16 protein-coding genes are annotated in these 16824 nt (G+C 58.4%); 1 reads left to right on the top strand and 15 read right to left on the bottom strand.

Going from position 1 to position 16824, the window contains the following annotated elements:
• Positions 1-238: 238 nt before the first annotated feature.
• Together DESUT3_RS08180 and DESUT3_RS08175 are read right to left on the bottom strand one after the other, a co-directional pair.
• Entirely contained in the window at positions 239-1174 is a 936-nt protein-coding gene (locus DESUT3_RS08180) for a transposase (protein ID WP_221251994.1), read from the bottom strand.
• A gap of 74 nt (positions 1175-1248) precedes the next feature.
• Positions 1249-1752, bottom strand: a complete 504-nt coding sequence (locus DESUT3_RS08175; protein ID WP_221251993.1) for an AAA family ATPase — start codon at positions 1750-1752, stop codon at positions 1249-1251.
• Positions 1753-1859: 107 nt separating this feature from the next.
• Here DESUT3_RS08175 and DESUT3_RS08170 point away from each other — a divergent pair, with 107 nt between their 5' ends.
• Complete coding sequence (locus DESUT3_RS08170; RefSeq protein WP_221248716.1) at positions 1860-2993, top strand: IS4 family transposase; 1134 nt, start codon at positions 1860-1862, stop codon at positions 2991-2993.
• A 124-nt stretch (positions 2994-3117) separates the two neighbouring features.
• Here the strand turns inward: DESUT3_RS08170 and DESUT3_RS08165 are convergent, their stop codons facing one another.
• From DESUT3_RS08165 to narH, 13 genes are all read right to left on the bottom strand, one after another.
• Complete coding sequence (locus DESUT3_RS08165; protein WP_221251992.1) at positions 3118-3543, bottom strand: GFA family protein; 426 nt, start codon at positions 3541-3543, stop codon at positions 3118-3120.
• A 143-nt stretch (positions 3544-3686) separates the two neighbouring features.
• Complete coding sequence (locus DESUT3_RS08160) at positions 3687-4334, bottom strand: transposase (RefSeq protein ID WP_225911655.1); 648 nt, start codon at positions 4332-4334, stop codon at positions 3687-3689.
• Between the two features lie 146 nt (positions 4335-4480).
• Complete coding sequence (locus DESUT3_RS08155) at positions 4481-5032, bottom strand: hypothetical protein (RefSeq protein ID WP_221251991.1); 552 nt, start codon at positions 5030-5032, stop codon at positions 4481-4483.
• Between the two features lie 124 nt (positions 5033-5156).
• Complete coding sequence (locus DESUT3_RS08150) at positions 5157-5864, bottom strand: hypothetical protein (RefSeq protein ID WP_221251990.1); 708 nt, start codon at positions 5862-5864, stop codon at positions 5157-5159.
• A 412-nt stretch (positions 5865-6276) separates the two neighbouring features.
• Positions 6277-7467: a M24 family metallopeptidase gene (locus tag DESUT3_RS08145; protein ID WP_221251989.1), complete on the bottom strand. Its 1191-nt coding sequence runs from the start codon at positions 7465-7467 to the stop codon at positions 6277-6279.
• A gap of 148 nt (positions 7468-7615) precedes the next feature.
• A complete protein-coding gene (locus DESUT3_RS08140; protein WP_221251988.1) occupies positions 7616-9280 on the bottom strand; it encodes an AMP-binding protein in 1665 nt (554 codons plus the stop codon).
• 373 nt (positions 9281-9653) lie between these two features.
• Entirely contained in the window at positions 9654-10319 is a 666-nt protein-coding gene (locus tag DESUT3_RS08135; protein ID WP_225911654.1) for a DUF502 domain-containing protein, read from the bottom strand.
• A gap of 139 nt (positions 10320-10458) precedes the next feature.
• Positions 10459-10893 (bottom strand): PAS domain-containing protein, encoded by a 435-nt coding sequence (locus tag DESUT3_RS08130; protein ID WP_221251987.1) that lies wholly within the window; start codon positions 10891-10893, stop codon positions 10459-10461.
• A 62-nt stretch (positions 10894-10955) separates the two neighbouring features.
• Positions 10956-12518 carry an MFS transporter gene (locus tag DESUT3_RS08125; RefSeq protein WP_221251986.1) on the bottom strand — a complete coding sequence of 521 codons (1563 nt, stop codon included), beginning with the start codon at positions 12516-12518 and terminating at the stop codon, positions 10956-10958.
• A gap of 79 nt (positions 12519-12597) precedes the next feature.
• Positions 12598-13983 (bottom strand): NarK family nitrate/nitrite MFS transporter, encoded by a 1386-nt coding sequence (locus DESUT3_RS08120; RefSeq protein WP_221251985.1) that lies wholly within the window; start codon positions 13981-13983, stop codon positions 12598-12600.
• Between the two features lie 78 nt (positions 13984-14061).
• Positions 14062-14748: a respiratory nitrate reductase subunit gamma gene (gene narI / locus DESUT3_RS08115; RefSeq protein ID WP_221251984.1), complete on the bottom strand. Its 687-nt coding sequence runs from the start codon at positions 14746-14748 to the stop codon at positions 14062-14064.
• Positions 14745-15320, bottom strand: coding sequence for a nitrate reductase molybdenum cofactor assembly chaperone (locus DESUT3_RS08110; protein ID WP_221251983.1), 576 nt, complete (start codon positions 15318-15320; stop codon positions 14745-14747). Before DESUT3_RS08110 ends, narI begins: the two co-directional genes overlap by 4 nt.
• A 2-nt stretch (positions 15321-15322) precedes the next feature.
• The gene (narH, locus tag DESUT3_RS08105) at positions 15323-16810 is read right to left on the bottom strand and encodes a nitrate reductase subunit beta (protein WP_221251982.1); all 1488 of its coding nucleotides are present in this window, start codon (positions 16808-16810) and stop codon (positions 15323-15325) included.
• Positions 16811-16824 lie beyond the last annotated feature (14 nt).

Here is a 16824-nt window from a genome sequence, read left to right as displayed (position 1 = left end):
GTTGTCAAGTCAATAGAATCCCCTCTTGAGCGAGTAAACCAGTTCTGCCAGTTCCGGTTTATCCTTTATACGGTCCGACAGTCGGCGGACGGCTGAACTGATGCTCCCGATGTCCCGGTCGACATGTCGAAAGTTGGGGGTCAGGCTTCCAAGTTGCCAAGTCAAGGGTCAAGTTGGGTCAGAAGTTGGGGGTCAAGTTGGGGGTCAGAGTTGGGGGTCAGGCTTCCAAGTTGCCAAGTCAATAGAATCCCCTCTTGAGCGAGTAAACCAGTTCTGCCAGTTCCGGTTTATCCTTTATACGGTCCGACAGTCGGCGGACGGCAGAACTGATGCTCCCGATGTCCCGGGCGACATGTCGGGCGACGTCGGAAAAGCTCACGCAACCTAACTCACGTGCCAGCCATCCAGCTACCGCTCGCGCCTCCGAGGCAACTCTCTGCTGCGATTTCGACTTTAAGGTGCTCTCCTCGATGTTGTACGCATGGCACACTTTATTGACGATTTCCTCAACCGTCACCCGAATCGGCCTTCTGGCCTCGGAACCCGAAAGACACTTCTCCGCAAAGCCATCGTCGCCAAGGATCCGAGGATCATCCTCCCCGCGGTGAAACTCATGCGAGAGACCAACACCTAATCCATCGAGGACGAAGGTCAGGTACCCGGCACGGGCCGCTGCGGATGTTTTTCCAAACTGCCTGAGCATCCAGTCAGTAGTCAACCACGGAAGAGATTCGTTGCCGAGGTAGCAATTGTGGCCACTCCAGGGATATTCCTTGGGATCTCCAACCATACCGGCACGCACTGGGTTGAGATGGATATATCGGACCAACTCCAGCAGATAGCTGTCACCATCTACCAATACGGCCTTGTAGCGCCCCTGGAACAAATGCCCGGATCTTTTTTCGCGCCTGTTGATCCAGCGGGTAAAACGAAAAGCGAGGTTTTGCATTCCGCGGGACAAGGGAATGTCGCCAACTTGCACGGCAAGATGGACATGATTGGTCATCAGGCAGAAGGCGTGAGCCCGATAACCAAACCGGTTGGTGCCCTCCTGCAGCAAAAGATAGAAACGGTAGCGGTCATCATTTTGGAGAAAAATGGGTTGGCCGCCGTTGCCGCGAAGAATGACGTGATAAAGTCCACCAGGGAGGTGAATGCGTGGTTTACGGGCCATTGTCGAAATATATCTCGGTCGAAAAACTTGTCAACTTGGAGCCTGCCCCCCTGGCACTGACTGGTTGGTTAGTCTTATACGCTTGTAATTACTTTGATATTTAAGCCTTCACTTTGGCTTGGTTCTTCAAAAAACTTGGTCACATGTGTAAAGACAGCTTCTGTATCAAATGCTGCTCTGTCCGGTTGCTCTGTGCGTCTTTTCCCTATTTGCTTTAAACACAGCTCATCACTAACTTTAAGGTAGATTAATTGATGATTCGCACCGATTTCTGACGCCAGATTTAAAAACCATTTTCTTTGTTTTTTTGTGTTCGCCGGGAAATCCATGACCACGTTTGTACCTGTAGAAAGTATATTCTGAACATGGGATTTAATCAGCGGCCTTAGTAGTGCTGAATATTTTAGGTAGTTATCGAACGATGAAATTTGCTGTGGGTATAAAGTTGATAGCCACTCATCTTCGGAAAGTAATACCGCATTTTGTTCTGATGCGATAACCTTCGCTTGAGTCGATTTTCCTGCCCCCATTTTTCCGCAGAAGAGTAATAACGTTCCCATTCCTCTTGTATTTCCCATATCACCACTGCTGTCTCATAGTTTGATCAAAAAATAGAAGGCCCGGAGACTCCAAAATGTTATAATGAGTTCGCCAAAACCATAATAACAATAAGGAGTTCCGAGCCGTGGCCCATTGTAGCACCGTTCTTTCTCAAATTGTACGAATTTTTCCGAGACATGAATTTCAATCCCTGGCGAACAAGCATCACGTCGGGCAGAAGTTTCGTTCGTTCTCCCGCTGGACCCAGTTTGTCGCCATGCTGACAGCACAGCTGACAGGTCGGAGCAGCCTGCGGGATGTCGTTGACAATCTCAGCGTTCAGGGCAGCAAGCTCTACCACTTGGGCGTCAAGGTGTTCAGCAGAGCCACCTTGGCGCGCTGTAACGAAAGTCAGCCGCACACTCTTTACGAAGAGCTGTTTCAGCGCCTGTTGGCCCGCTGCCAGTCAATGGCGCCACGGAACAAAAGCTTCAAACTCGACGGAAAAATCTACCTGCTGGATGCTTCCCTGCTCGACCTGACACTCTCCCTGTTTCCTTGGGCCAAGTACCAGAAGAACAAGGGGGCGGCCAAGCTTCATGTCGGGCTCGATGCCGACGGCTATTTACCCGCCTTTGTCGATCTGACCGAAGGCAAGGAGCATGAAATCAACCATGCCAGAGAGCTCGAACTCCCCAAGGGCTCCTATGTGGTCTTCGACCGAGGCTACACCGATTACACCTGGTATCAGGAACTGTGTGAGGACGGGGTATTCTTTGTCACCCGCCTCAAGAGCAACGCCATCGTCACGCCCGGCAAAAAACGCCGTGGCCGCAAGAGCCCGGGGGTGATCGAGGACCGAGAAATCCATTTGGGCAAGCTGCCCGAAACCTTCCGCTTGGTCACGTATCGGGACGAGGAAACGGGCATCATTTACCAGTTCGTGACCAATGCCTTGGAGATCCCGGCCCAAACGGTGGCCGATCTTTACAAAGAACGCTGGCAGATCGAGCTCTTCTTCAAGTGGATCAAACAGAACCTGAAGGTGAAGAGCTTCTTGGGCACATCCATGAACGCGGTGAAGACCCAGCTTTGGATCGCCCTATGTGCCTACTTGGTACTCTCGTTCCTGAAGTTCCAGTCGAAAGTCGGAGCTTCGTTACAGCGCATGTTGCGGATATTACAGCTAAATTTATTCGAGAAGCGCGATTTAGAAGAGCTATTCAAGCCGTCTCCACGCAAAAACACTATACGAAACAATCAGTTAGCCCTGCTGTGAATTTGTGAGACAGCAGTGCCATATCACGAATAACGGATTGATTTAAGCGGCAGCGTAGAGACCTTAGCGAACTACAGTTTTCTTAGGGACGCACTACTGTTGACCTGTCCGCTTGAAATGTGTGTTAGATGTTTTTATTGCTTTTGCTTGGCAACTTTTCAAAACTAGGAATACTGTCCAAATGATGTTCCCAACTCGCTTTACTGCTAACAAATAAGTGTGCGTTAGGACGAACATTTAGTGTTGAGTCTAAGCTTCCTGCTGGAACTACAATAAACCCCGACTTTTCTGATTTGTTCGGTAGCGCTGAACCACAATTTAGACAAAAGCTTTTTGAATGTAGTGTGTTGGGTAAATTGTAGGTTTTAACGTAATTTTCCCCTTTGCACCACGTTAGGATCGCTGATTCAGAAAATAAGTTGGCTGCATGAGCCGAACCTGTATCTTTTTGGCAATGTTTGCAGTGGCAGAGATAGAAAGAGTCAAAGTTGCCCTCGATTTCAAATCTAACGCTCCCACACAAACATGAACCACTATACTTTTTATCCACTAAAACCTCTTTTTGTTAGAGAACAGGAAAATCTGAGAATCTGAGGGTCAGAATCTGAGGGTCAGAATCTGAATCTGAGGGTCAGGCTTCCAAGTTGTCAAGTTACTTAAATCCCTTCTTGAGAGAATGGGGTCAAGCGGGGGTCAGTCTTCCAAGTTGCCCGAAAGACACTTCTCCGCAAAATCATCGTCGCCGATGCTCCGAGGATCATCTTCCCCGCGGTGAAACTCACGTGGGAGATTAACACCCAATCCATCGAGAACGAAGTTCAGGTATCCGGCACGTGCCGCTGCAGATGTTCTTCCAAACTGCCTGAGCATCCAGTCAGTAGTCAACCACGGAAGGGATTCGTTGCCGAGGTTGCAATTGTGGCCACTCCAGGAATATTCCCTGGGATCTCCAACCATACCGGCACGCACTGGGTTGAGATGGATATATCGAACCAACTCCAGCAGATAGCTGTCACCATCTACCAATACAGCCTTGTAGCGCCCCTGGAACAAATGCCCGGATCTTTTTTCGCGTTTGTTGATCCAGCGGGTAAAACGAAAAGAGAGGTTTTGCATCCCGCGCGACAAGGGAATGTCGCCAGTTTGTAGGGCAAGATGGACATGATTGGTCATCAGGCAGAAGGCGTGAACCCGATAACCAAACCGGTTGGTGCCCTCCTGCAGCAGAAGATAGAAACGGTAGCGGTCATCATTATGGAGAAAAATGGGTTGGCCGCCGTTGCCGCGAAGAATGACGTGATAAAGTCCACCAGGGAGGTGTATGCGTGGTTTACGGGCCATTGTGGAAATATATCTCGGTCGAAAAACTTGTCAACTTGGAAGCCTGACCCCCTGACCTGACCCCCTGACTTTTTAATTTGGTAGAGGCCTTTTCGTGAAGCACCCATGTCTAAACAGTCCGGTTCACTCTATTGTTAAAAATTTTTTTATTTCTTCTGTGTTTTATTCAAGCACCACTCATTCAATTTATCGATCATGGGATCCAAGCAATGCTCATTTTCTTTTAAATCGCCTCTTTTTGATTCAGCTTTAACCTTTTCCCATTCGTGTTTTAACAATATTTGGCTTGTGGTAATTAATTCATTTAATGCAGTTTTTAACTCATTTTGCTGTGATTCATGGGTGAGGTCAGGAATTTTTGCTATTAGTTGTTCAATTTTTTTATCAGAATTTGGTTCGCCATCAATAACTTGCGGGTTAAGTTGGAGGCGTATTAGATACCTTAATTTGTCTAATTGAGATAATAATTCAAACTCCTCAGGCTTTCCCTTTACGTCTGTCATAGCCCAGGTATGTGTAAGGCCACAAAAACTTGATATGTTTTGACGAAGTTTATCAAGCCATTTTACTCTTTCGCTTGTAACTGTATTGATGAAAGAAGTTCTTTTATTTAATCTGTAATGATTTATTACGTTCCATATGCTAATAAATCCTGTGATGACGATTCCTAAGGCGTAAAAAAAATCTTTTTCTTCCATTTTATTGTCTTTTCTTCTTTTTAATTTTTAACGGTTAAAGCTAACCGGCTGCGAAACGCAGAACAATTCCGTACACATTTTTCGAGAACCACCGCCTTTTCAACAGTCCGAGTTCAGCGCAGTGTTAGAAGCCCTTTTTATCTTTAGAGCGACCATGCCGGTCTAGGTAATGGTCGTTTTCTGTAAAAAGGTTTTTGCCTGTAATAAGTCTTTCTTTGGATTTTTTTGTCGTTTCTTTATTTAGGTCATAATTTATCAAGTAGTCGGCCCAATCAATGGCGGCATCTGCAACTCGCGCTCCATCTTCGGTGTCTGTATCGAATTCGAAATAATCAGAAGCCATTAGGCAGAAACCGATTGTGCTTAAGTCCATCGGATCTAAAATACCATCGAGAACCGCATCGCAGACACGAACCAGATGCGCTGACTTGACCTCAAATTCTGAGTCCATGTCCTCAATGTATTGACGACTGATTTTCCCTTCTGACTCTACTGCCCCAATTAGGTCTTTTTTAAGAGCCTCTGGGGACACCCTGCCAAGGAAAAAGTCCTTTAAAATCGCTTCTTTCATTATTCTTTTTGGGCTTCTAACAGGTATTATATGGAATTTATAGATCTGGAAACAATTTATAGATGTAGATATGTAATTTCCAGATCTGGCAATTAGATATCTATATCTGGAAACTATAAAGCCCGGTTCTTCGGTAGTATTTTTCTTTTTAAACCCAACTCCATCGCTATGTGAAATGGCATCCGCCAGGCCTTTTGGTCGGAGCCCCAATAGGCCCCCGTCGCTTTGCCTTTTCCCCACACCGAAGGCAATTTCAACCACCCCCCCCTATTCAGAACTGCCCTTTCAATCCTCGATGTTTTAGCAAAAAGCCGCCCTAACCGGAGATCCCGGTGGGCGGCTTTTTTGTTTTCCGGGGCGACCGGGATGTCTTCACAGGCGCGTACCCTCCAACAACTAATTCCAATAAAACAACCAGTAATTAATACGGCCTAAGCGGTGCGGTGTCAATCTGTTTTTGGTTACTTATGGCATTTTCCCGGGTTGCGACCTGCCCCCTTCCGGTACTAGATGGTGATCCAACCAACCCGGGGTTTCAACTGCCTGAGACCCCTTGCCGCCCCTCCCCTGCCCGCAAAAAAGCCCTCTCCACGCGGAGAGGGCTTTTGCACAACGTCTGTCTTCTGTTTGTCCCACCAAGGGCAGGCACGCAGGCCTGCCCCTACGTTTACGGTTACAGGACCACCAGGTCCTCGCTGGAGAAGGTCAGGTGCTTGAGCCCGTCTTTGGCGACCCAGAAGGTGTTCTCGACACCGACGGAGCCGAGGCCGGGGTAGACCGCCTTGGGCTCGAAAGCGAAGGTCATGTACTCCTTGAGCTCCTGGTCCTTGAAGCCACGGGCGATGAAGGGGAACTCGTCGACCTCGACGCCGATGCCGTGGCCGATGAAGGAGACCTGGGCGCCCTTGCCTCCCATGAAATGGTCCTGGTAGCCGAGCTCGCAGGCGAGATTGTAGCACTCGTCGTAGATCTCGCCCCACTTGGCGCCGGGGCGGGCGATCTCCTTGAGCTTCAGCTCGATCTTGAGCATGTCGTCGTAGGCCTTCTTGAGCTGGTCGGGCAGCCCGCCGATGCACAGGGTGCGGGTCTGGTCGACCATGTAGCCGTCGAAGGCGGCGATCATGTCGACGACGATGGGCTCGCCCTTTTTGATGGTCTTGTAGCTGGCGCCCTGGCCGATGCTGGGGTTGACGCCGATGCCGCCCAGCGGCGCGTCGACGAAGGCCGGCGCGGCGGCGTCGGCGCCGGAGAAGATGTGCCCGTAGAACAGCTCGGAGTTGAAGCCGCGCATCCGGGTGACCCCCTGGTGGCCGAGCTTGCGGGCAAAAAACTCCAGCTCGGCGGCCAGCTCGAGGTCGCTCATCCCCTCGCGGATCACCTCCTTGGCGCGCTGGTAGGTGCGGTCCATCATCAGCGCGGCGTCCTTCATGATCTCGATCTCGTACTTGGACTTGACCGCGCGCACGGTACGGATCAGCGGCGAGGCATCGACGATCTCGGCGCCGTCGAGCACCTTGCTGAAGCGCTGGAACAGCGCGACCGGGACCACGTCGAGCTCCATGCCGGCCTTTTTCGGCAGCTTGTGGCCGAAGTCGGCGAGGATGCCGGCGATGTCCTTGGGGCTCTTGAAGGGGACGATCTCCTTGAGCCCGCTCTCCATGCGCGCGCGGCCGAACTCCTTGCGCACCATGTAGACCGGCTCGCCCTCGGCGGGAACGTAGAGCACCCCCTGCTGGACGGAGCCGGTGAAGTAGAACAGGTCGGCGTTCTGCAGCATCAGCACCGCCTCGAGGCCGGCGCCCTGCATTTCTGCCTGGAGATTTTTGAAGCGGGTCTGCAGTTCGGTAGCGGGAGTAATGCGCATGGGGGTTTCCTTTCGGCGTGGTAGGGGCACCCCCCTGTGGGTGCCCTGTCCCGAATGATTTATGCTGTGTAGGCGAACACGGGATTCACCTCCGCTGATGGGCAAAATCGGGCAGGCACGGGGACCTGCCCCTACATCACTCCTGGTTTCACGCCGTCTCGAGCGCCGCGGCTTCTTCGAGATGCAGCTCCTGGATGGCCATCTCGCGCAGCTTGAACTTCTGGATCTTGCCGCTGGCGGTCATCGGGTACTCGTCGACGAACTTGACGTAGTAGGGGATCTTGTAGTTGGCGATGCGCCCCCTGCAGAAGTCCTTGATCTCCTGCTCGGTGCAGCTGTCGCCCTCCTTGAGCTTGACCGCGGCCATGACCTGCTCGCCGTACTTGCGGTCGGGCACGCCGTAGACCTGCACGTCGGAGACCTTGGGGTGGGAGTAGAGAAACTCCTCGATCTCGCGGGGGTAGATGTTCTCGCCGCCGCGGATGATCATGTTCTTGATGCGCCCGGTGATCTTGCAGTAGCCGTTCTCGTCCATCACCGCGAGGTCGCCGGTGTGCAGCCACCCCTCGGCGTCGATGGCGCGGGCGGTCTCCTCGGGGAGCTTGTAGTAACCCTTCATCACCAGGTAGCCGCGGGTGCACAGCTCGCCCTGCTTGCCGGGGGGCAGGCTGGCGCCGGTCTCGATGTCGACGATCTTGACCTCGACGTCGGGCAGGGCGCGGCCGACGGTGGCCACGCGCAGCTCGATGGGGTCGTCGGTGCGGGTCTGGGTGATGACCGGCGAGGACTCGGTCTGGCCGTAGGCGATGGTGATCTCGCTGCAGTTCATGTCGCGAATCACCCGCTTCATCACCTCGATGGGGCACGGCGAGCCGGCCATGATGCCGCTGCGCAGGGTGGAGAGGTCGTATTTGCGGAAGGCCGGGTGCTCGAGCTCGGCGATGAACATGGTCGGCACGCCGTGGACGGCGGTGCACTTTTCGGCCTCGACGGTCTTGAGCACCGCTTCGGGGTTGAAGGTCTCCACCGGGACCATGGCCGAGCCGTGGGTGACGCAGGCGAGCACCCCGAGCACGCAGCCGAAGCAGTGGAAGAACGGCACCGGGATGCACAGCCGGTCCTTCTCGGTGAACTTCATGCATTCGCCGATATTGAAGCCGTTGTTGATGATGTTGTGGTGGGTCAGCATGACCCCCTTGGGAAAGCCGGTGGTCCCCGAGGTGTACTGCATGTTGATCACCTCGTGGGGCTCGAGGGCGGCCTTGGCGGCGGCCAGCTCGGCATCGGCGACCTGCGCGCCGAGCCGCTCGATCTCGTCGTAGGCGAGCATCCCCGCCGGGGCGCCGCCGCCGAGAAAGACCAGGTTCTTCAGGAAGGGGAGCTTCTTGCTGTCCAACTTGCCGGGCTGGCTGGTCTGCAGCTCGGGGATCACCTCGCCGACGGTGGCGACGTAGTCGGTGTCCTTGAAACCCTGCACCAGAAACAGCGTGGTGGCGTCGGACTGCTCGAGGATGTACTCGAGCTCGGCCGACTTGTAGCTGGTGTTGACCGTGACCAGCACCGCGCCGATCTTGCCGGTGGCGAACATCAGCACCACCCACTCGGGGACGTTGGTGGCCCAGATGGCCACGTGGTCGCCCTTGCCGACCCCCAGCTTGAGCAGGCCCTTGGCAACCCGGTCGGTCAGCGCGTCGAACTGCCGGTAACTGTAGCGCAATCCCCGGTCGGGATAGACCAGTGCGTCGTTGTCCGGAAAGCGGCGGGCGATGTCCTCGAGCAGTCCGCCCATGGTGAAATTCAGCGCGTTGGCCATGAAACTCTCCTCCGTTGCAGGGTTCCGGTCCGTGTTAATTCGCACGAAACAAAAATTTGACAAATATAACTAGCTGTTTTTAAAACGATTTTTGATACCACACGGACGGCATATAGTCAAATCAAAAACCCGCCGGGCGGCCTTTGGCCTGGCATTGAGGAGCGTGGCGGTCGTGCTTTTTTTCTAGGCAAAAGGCTAAATACCATGACGGCATCAGCCACTTGCCCCCTTCCCCAACAATTTTCCACAGCGCTATCCACAAAGGCTGTGGGTTGGGGGGAGGGCCGTAAGGCGTAAGGCGTGAAGCGTAAAGGGTAGCCCGCATTACGCATTACGCATTACGCATTACGCATTACGCATTACGCATCACGCCTCACTGCAGTTTCTCCGCCCGGATCATTTCGGGGGCGACCATGCCGCCGGACATGATGACCTTCATCGCCTCCTCGACGCTGAAGCTGGTGGGATAGACGCGGTGCTCCTCGAGGATCAGCACGTAGCCCGAGGTCGGGTTGGGCGAGGTGGGGATGAACACGGTGTAGTAGGTCTTGCCCGAGGCGGTGGCCACGCTGTTGGTGATGAAGGCGATGGAGAAGCTCCCCTCCATGGGGAACTCGACATAGACCGCCTTGCGAAAGGAGTTTTTCCCCGACTTGGAAAAGACCTGCATGAACTGCTTGGAGGAGGTGTAGATCGACTTGACCAGGGGGATGCGGGACATGATCGATTCGCCGAAACTCACCATGCGGCTGCCGAAGACGTTGCTGGCGACGATGCCGGTGATGTAGACCACCAGCACGCCGGCGATCATCCCCAACCCGGGGATGTAGCGGTATTCGCCGCCGAGAAAGAAACTGGCGGTCTTTTGGATGTAGGGGGCGAGAACGCCGTCGGCGAGGTTGAACAGAAAGCGCAGGATGAACAGGGTCAGGCCGATCGGCACCACCACCAGCAGCCCGGCGCCGAGCTTGCGCCGCAGGTGATTGAGCAGAAACCAGCCGGGGTTGAAGCGTCTCTTTTTGGTTTGGGGAATGTCCAAGGGTTGCTGCCTTTCCTGAAGAAAAAATGGATTCCATGGGTCGGAAACCTGCCCATTTTAACCAAATCACCGCAAGAAACAAGAAGGGACACGCCCGCGGGCGTGTCCCTTCGTATTCCCCTGACTTTAAGCCGCTGGGTTAACCGGCTGCTTGCGAAGCTATTTTCTCCAAAGCGGCAATCCGTTCCTTCAATTGTTTCTCCTTCTGCCAGCGGGCGGTGACGTCGCGCAGGATCGCCGCCACCCCGCTAACCTCGCCCATCTCGTCCCTGAGCATGACGATGGAGAACTCGCTGGAGAGCTGCGTCCCCTGCCGGTGCAGCGCCGGGACGGAAAGCAGATCTTTGCCGTAATGGGTCACACCGGTCTCCATCACCCGGCGATAGCCTTCCCAATGCCGGGCCCTGAGCTTTTCGGGGATGATCAGGTCAAGGGATTGGCCGAGCGCCTCGGCTGCAGTGAAGCCGAACAGGGCCTCGGCCCCGGCGTTCCAGAGCCGGATGATCCCCTCGCGGTCGGCGAAAAGAATGGCGTCCGGAGCCAGTTCGATGATCTCGCGGTAGAGCTTTTCCATGGGTGACACCTCTTTTTCTGTTTTGCCGGGGGGGGATTCGGCAGCGCCCCCGGGTATCGGGTTTAAAGCACCGGCGACTTGCCGCTGAGCGGCGGCTTTCCGGCTTGCCGTTCGTTCTCGGCGTTTGGCAGCCCGGACTGCGACTCGATCAGGTCCATATCCCTGGGATGCTTCTCCTTCATGGCCTTCTCGATGGCCCGGTGCAGCGAAAGCAGGCAGACCAGAGAGAGGATGAACATGAACATCCAGCAACTGGTCCACAGGCCGGTCCCCTCCAGCAGGTAGCCGAAGGCGATCGGACAGACGAAGCCGCCGAGGCCGCCGAGCACCCCGACCATGCCGCCGACCACCCCCACCTCGCCGGGGAAATGGTCGGGGATCAGCTTGTAGACCGCGGCCTTGCCGATGCCCCAGATGCTGCCGAGCAGAAACACCAGGAAGGCGAAGATCCACACGTTGGCCTGGAAGAAGATGCGGGTGACCCCCTTGGCGAGCAGCTCGCGCTTGCTTACCGTCTGCCCCACCTCCACCACCGGCTCCTGCCAGGTCTGCTTGGTGGGGAAGATGAGCATCCCCTCGTCGTAGGACTCCAGTCCGGCGGGCTTCTCCTTGAGCTGGTAGGGGACCTCCCCGACCTGGATGCGGGTGGCGCTCACCTCGGTGACCACGCCGCCGCGTAGCGCCATCACCCCGCGCCCCGGCGAGTAGACCTCCATTTTCGGGACCATGACCAGCAGGCTGACCACGGTGGAGATGCCCAGCACCCAGTACATGACCTCGCGGCCGCCGAAGCGGTCGGAGAGCCAGCCGCCGAAGGCGCGGATCACCCCGGAGGGAAAGCTGAAGATCGAGGCGAACAGGCCGGCGGTCACCAGCGGCAGGTAGTAGACGTTGACGAAATAGGGGACCAGCCACTGGGCAAAGGCCACGAAGCAGCCGAACACCAGGAAGTAGTAGAGGCCGAAGCGCCAGACACGGATGTCCTTGAGCGGCGCGCACATCTGCCTGATGGACTTGCCCGAGCTGGCCGGCTTCTTGTTCTCGGCCAGGAGGAAGAAGAGGATCCCCATGCCCGCCAGCACCAGCGCGTAGTAGACCGGCAGCTCCCGCCAGCCGTCGATGTTGGTGCCGCCGGCGGTCAGCTTTTTCAGCAGGGTCGGCGCCAGCAGGGTGGTCAGGGCCGCCCCGGCGTTGCCGGCGCCGAAGATCCCCAGCGCCGTCCCCTGCTGGTGCTTGGGATACCAGACCGAGGTGAAGGCGATGCCGATGGCGAAGCTCACCCCGGCCAGGCCGAAACCGAAGCTGCACAGGGCGAACCAGGTGAAGCTGTCGGCCTTGGACAGCAGGTACATGGGGATCGCGCAGAGCAGCAGCAGGGTGCCGTAGACCGGCTTGCCGCCGAATTTGTCGGTCAGCAGCCCGGCCGGCAGCCGGAAGATCGAGCCGGTGAGCACCGGAATCCCCAGCAGCCAGCCGATCTCCACCGGGCCCCACTTGAAGACCTGGTGGTCGACCAGAAAGGTCACCAGCACGCCGTTGAACATCCAGGCGGCGAAGCAGATGGTGAAGGCCAGGGTGTTCAGGAACAGGATCTTGTGGGACTTGGCGGTCGCGACCTTTTCCATGACGGCACCTCTCACTGGATGTCGGGGGGGTGGCCTCGCGGCTGCCCCCCCCGCTGCCCTCACCGGGGCCGAAGTTTCTTTAACAAGGCATCTCGGCGTTCCGGCGCGAATAGAACCACCAGGTGGTGAGGATGCAGCTCAGGTAAAAGACCAGAAACCCGTACAGGGCGGCGTCCGGCCCGCCGGTCAGGGTGATCGAGGTGCCGAAGCTCTTGGGGATGAAGAACGCCCCGTAGGCGGCGAAGGCGGAGCTGAAGCCGAGCACCGCGGCCGACTCCTTGCCGGCCTCCTTGAAGGCCCGGGCGCGCTCCTCCACCGAGCACTCGGTGTCCTCGCAGCGGTGATGGGTCATGAAGATCACCGGGATCATCCGAAAGGTCGAGCCGTTGCCCACCCCGGTGGTGAAAAACAGCAGCATGAACATGGCGAAAAAGCCCCAGAAGCTCCCCCCGGCCCCCTGCTGGGGCAGGAAATAGAGCACCCCGAGCACCGCCAGGGCCATGAGGATGAAGTTCCAGAAGGTGACCCGGGCGCCGCCGAGCTTGTCGGCCAGCCAGCCGCCCACGGGGCGGATCGCCGCGCCCACCAGGGGCCCGAGAAAGGCGTACTTGGTGGGGTCGATCTCGGGGAACTGCCCCTTGATCAGCAGCGGGAAGCCCGCCGAATAGCCGATGAACGAGCCGAAGGTGCCCAGGTAGAGCCAGCACATGATCCAGTTGTGCTTGCGCCGGAAGATCACCGCCTGCTCGCGGAAGGAGGCCTTGGCGCTGGCGATATCGTGCATGCCGAACCAGGCGGCCAGGGTGGAGACAATGATGAAGGGGACCCAGATGAAGCCGGCGTTCTGCATCCACATCTGCCGAGTCAGCTCCCCCTTGACCCAGCTCTGGGGCTCGCCGCCGAGGCCGCCGAAGACGCCGGCGGTGATGACCAGCGGCACCAAAAACTGCATCCCGCTCACCCCCAGGTTGCCCAGCCCGGCGTTCATCCCCAGGGCCGTCCCCTTCTGCGCCTTGGGGAAGAAGAAGCTGATGTTGGCCATGCTCGAGGCGAAATTGCCGCCGCCGAAGCCGCACAGCAGCGCCAGGGCCAGCATGATCCAGTAGGGGGTCTCGGCATTCTGCACCGCCAGGCCGATGCCCACCGCCGGCAGCAACAGCGAGGCGGTGGACAGGGTGGTCCAGAGCCGCCCGCCGAAGATCGGCACCATGAAGGAGTAGAAGATGCGCAGGGTGGCGCCGGAGAGCCCGGGCACCGCCGCCAGCCAGAACAGCTGGTTGGTGGAGAACCTGAAGCCGATGTTGGGCAGGTTGACCACCACCATGCTCCACACCATCCACACGGCGAAGGCCAGAAACAGCGCGGGGATGGAGATCCACAGATTGATGGTGGCGATGCCTTTGCCTTCGTTCTGCCAGAAGGTATGGTCTTCCGGGTTCCAGGTGGTCAATACTTTAGCCGGCATGGGAGCCTCCTTTAATGCTGCTTTTGCTTTTCGATGTGTCGCGACGGAGCGGGCCGGCGGTGGCAGGGCCCGGCCGGCCTACTTGGGTTCCGTCCCGGGGCGCCGCAGGTTCCAGACCACCACCTGGTAGGGGCGCGCGAGGTAGCCCAGCGGGACGCTGACCACGTGGACCAGGCGGGAGAAGGGGAACAGGGCGATGAGCGCGAAGGCGTTGACCGCGTGCAGCTTGACCACCAGCGGCAGCGCCGCCAGGTACTGCACCTGAGGATCGAGCTTGACCAGCGACCAGAGCCAGGGGGCGGCGGTGTGCAGGTACCAGACCGAGCCCCAGCGCAGGGTGAAGGCGATGTAGACCCCGGTGGCCACCTGCAGCGCCAGCGAGGCCAGCACCAGCCAGTCGACCACCGAGGTGACGCGCGCCACCCGGGGGTTGGCGGCCCGGCGCACGATCAGCAGCAGCACCGCGATCAGGGTGGAAAGCCCCAGCGCCATGCCGGTCACCTCCAGCAGGTAGAGGCGCAGCGGCCGCCCGAGCAGCGCCCCCCAGCCGGCGGGAAAGAGAAAGGCCAGGAAGTGGGCGAGCAGGATCACCAGGATGGCGTAGTGCCAGGGGACCGAGCCCCAGAACAGCGCCCGGCTCTCCAGGAACTGGGACGACTGGCTGGACCAGGAGTAGCGGTCGACCAGGTACCGGTAGAGGCCGACGGCGACGGCCAGGGCGATGGCGACGTAGGGGAATATCCCGAAGAGAATCAGATCGATCATGAGCAACTCTCCTTTTTCCGGCTGACCACCAGAGGTTCAGTCCCGGTTGCGGCTGTTTCGCTTAAAAAGCACTGCAGGGCCGTGATCAGCTGCCCATAGGGGTTGTCCCGCTCGGCCATCCCCTGGAGGATCTTGTCCAGGGCCGGCAGCAGCCCGTCCTCGATGATCTCCCCGCGCACCTGCCCCGCGTCGGTGGAGCCGACGAAGCGCAGCACCTCGCCGAGGTGGTCGGGCAGCTCGCTCCCGGGGCTGAAGCCATGCTGCCGGTAGAGCTGCTGCAGCTGGATCAGAAACAGGGTGCGCTGCTGGCTTTCGCCGAACAGCTGGTAGCCGACGTAGGGGTGACAGAGCGCCTGCAGATCGAAGGTGGCGGTGAACACCTCCTCCACCCGGGCGGCGTCGGTCCCGGCCAGAAAGCCGCTGAAACCCTCGAGCGGGGCGAGCGCCGCGGGACAGGCCTCGCTAAGCAACCCGGCGGTGGCGGCGGCAGTCTCTTCGAGCCCCTCGCGGGGGTAGCCGAGCAGGGTGGCGAAGCGGCGGCAGAGCTCCTGGTGTCTTTGCAGCTCGCCCATGGCTACCACCGCCTCTTCGGCGCCTGGCGGCGGCCGAAGCCCATCTCCTGGCGGTAGGCTTCGGGGTCCGTCCCCGCCTCCACCGCCCGGTCGCGCAGCATGGGCGGGATGACGATGCGCTCCTTGATGCTGGTCAAGGCGGTCATGCGATAGATCGCCTCGACCTGCTCGGCGCTCAGCCCGGCGATCTCCCTGGCCCTGGCCGCCTCGGCCTCGGACTGGTCGCCGACGCCCTGCTGGCGGCGCTGGATGCGCACCGCGATCAGCCGCCGGTAGACCGCCTTGACCTCCTCCTCGTTGCCCCCGGCGAACAGCCCGGCGAGATAGCGGATCGGCAGCCGCGCCCGCTCCAGGGTGGTGAAGAAGTCGTCGGCCAGCTTCTGCGTCCCCTGGCTCTCGACGGAGAGCACCGGCAGCAGCGGCGGCACGTAAAAGAGCATGGGCAGGGTGCGGAACTCAGGATGCAGCGGCAGGGCGATCCCCCACTGCTTGACGAACTTGTAGACCGGCGAGGCCTGGGCCGCGGCCAGCACCTCCTCGGCGATGCCGCATCTGGCGGCCTCACGCTGCACCTGCGGGTCGAAGGGGTCGAGGATCATCTCGCGCTGGGCGGCAGCCAGCTCGCCGTCCTCCTGCATGGCCGTGGCCTCGATGCGGTCGGCGTCGTAGAGCAGCACCCCCAGGTAGCGGATGCGCCCGACGCAGGAGTGGAAACAGGCGGGCGCCTCGCCGGCCTCCTGGCGGGGGTAGCAGAGGATGCACTTTTCCGACTTGCCGGTGCTCCAGCCGTAGTAGGTCTTCTTGTAGGGGCAGCCCGAGACGCACATGCGCCAGCCGCGGCACTTGTCCTGATCGACCAGCACGATGCCGTCCTCGCCGCGCTTGTAGATAGCCCCCGAGGGGCAGGCGGCGACGCAGCCGGCGTTCAGGCAGTGGTTGCAGATGCGCGGCAGGTGGAAAAAGACCATCTTCTCGATGGCGAAGAGCTGCTGCTGCTCCTCCTCGCTGAGCTGCACCACGCCGGGGTCGTTGGCGGCGTAGACCGTGGAGCCCGAGAGGTCGTCGTCCCAGTTGGGGCCGGCCTCGATCTTCATCGGCTTGCCGCTGACCATCGACACCGGGCGCGCGGTGGGCTGGTCGTCGCCGGCCGGGGCGTTGGTCAGGTCGTCGTACTTGAAGGTGAAGGGCTCGTAGTAGTCGTCCATGGTCGGCAGCGAGGGGTTGTGGAAGATCTTGCCCAGGGTCCCTCCCCGGCCGCCCATCTTCAGCCGCAGCTGCGAGCCGACCCGCTCCCAGCCCCCCCTGTACTGCTCCTGGTCCTCCCAGCGGGTCGGGTAGCCGGTGCCCGGCTTGGTTTCGACATTGTTCCACCACATGTACTCGGCGCCCTTGCGGTCGGTCCAGAGGTTCTTGCAGGCGATGCTGCAGGTGTGGCAGCCGATGCACTTGTCGAGGTGGAAAACCGTGGCTATCTGTGCGCGTATGTTCATGGTCGTATCTCCCG

The sequence above is a fragment of the Desulfuromonas versatilis genome (genome assembly GCF_019704135.1).
GTDB lineage: Bacteria > Desulfobacterota > Desulfuromonadia > Desulfuromonadales > NIT-T3 > Desulfuromonas_A > Desulfuromonas_A versatilis.
Note: the sequence above shows the minus strand (reverse complement) of the source record. Positions and strands in the feature narration are given on the sequence as shown.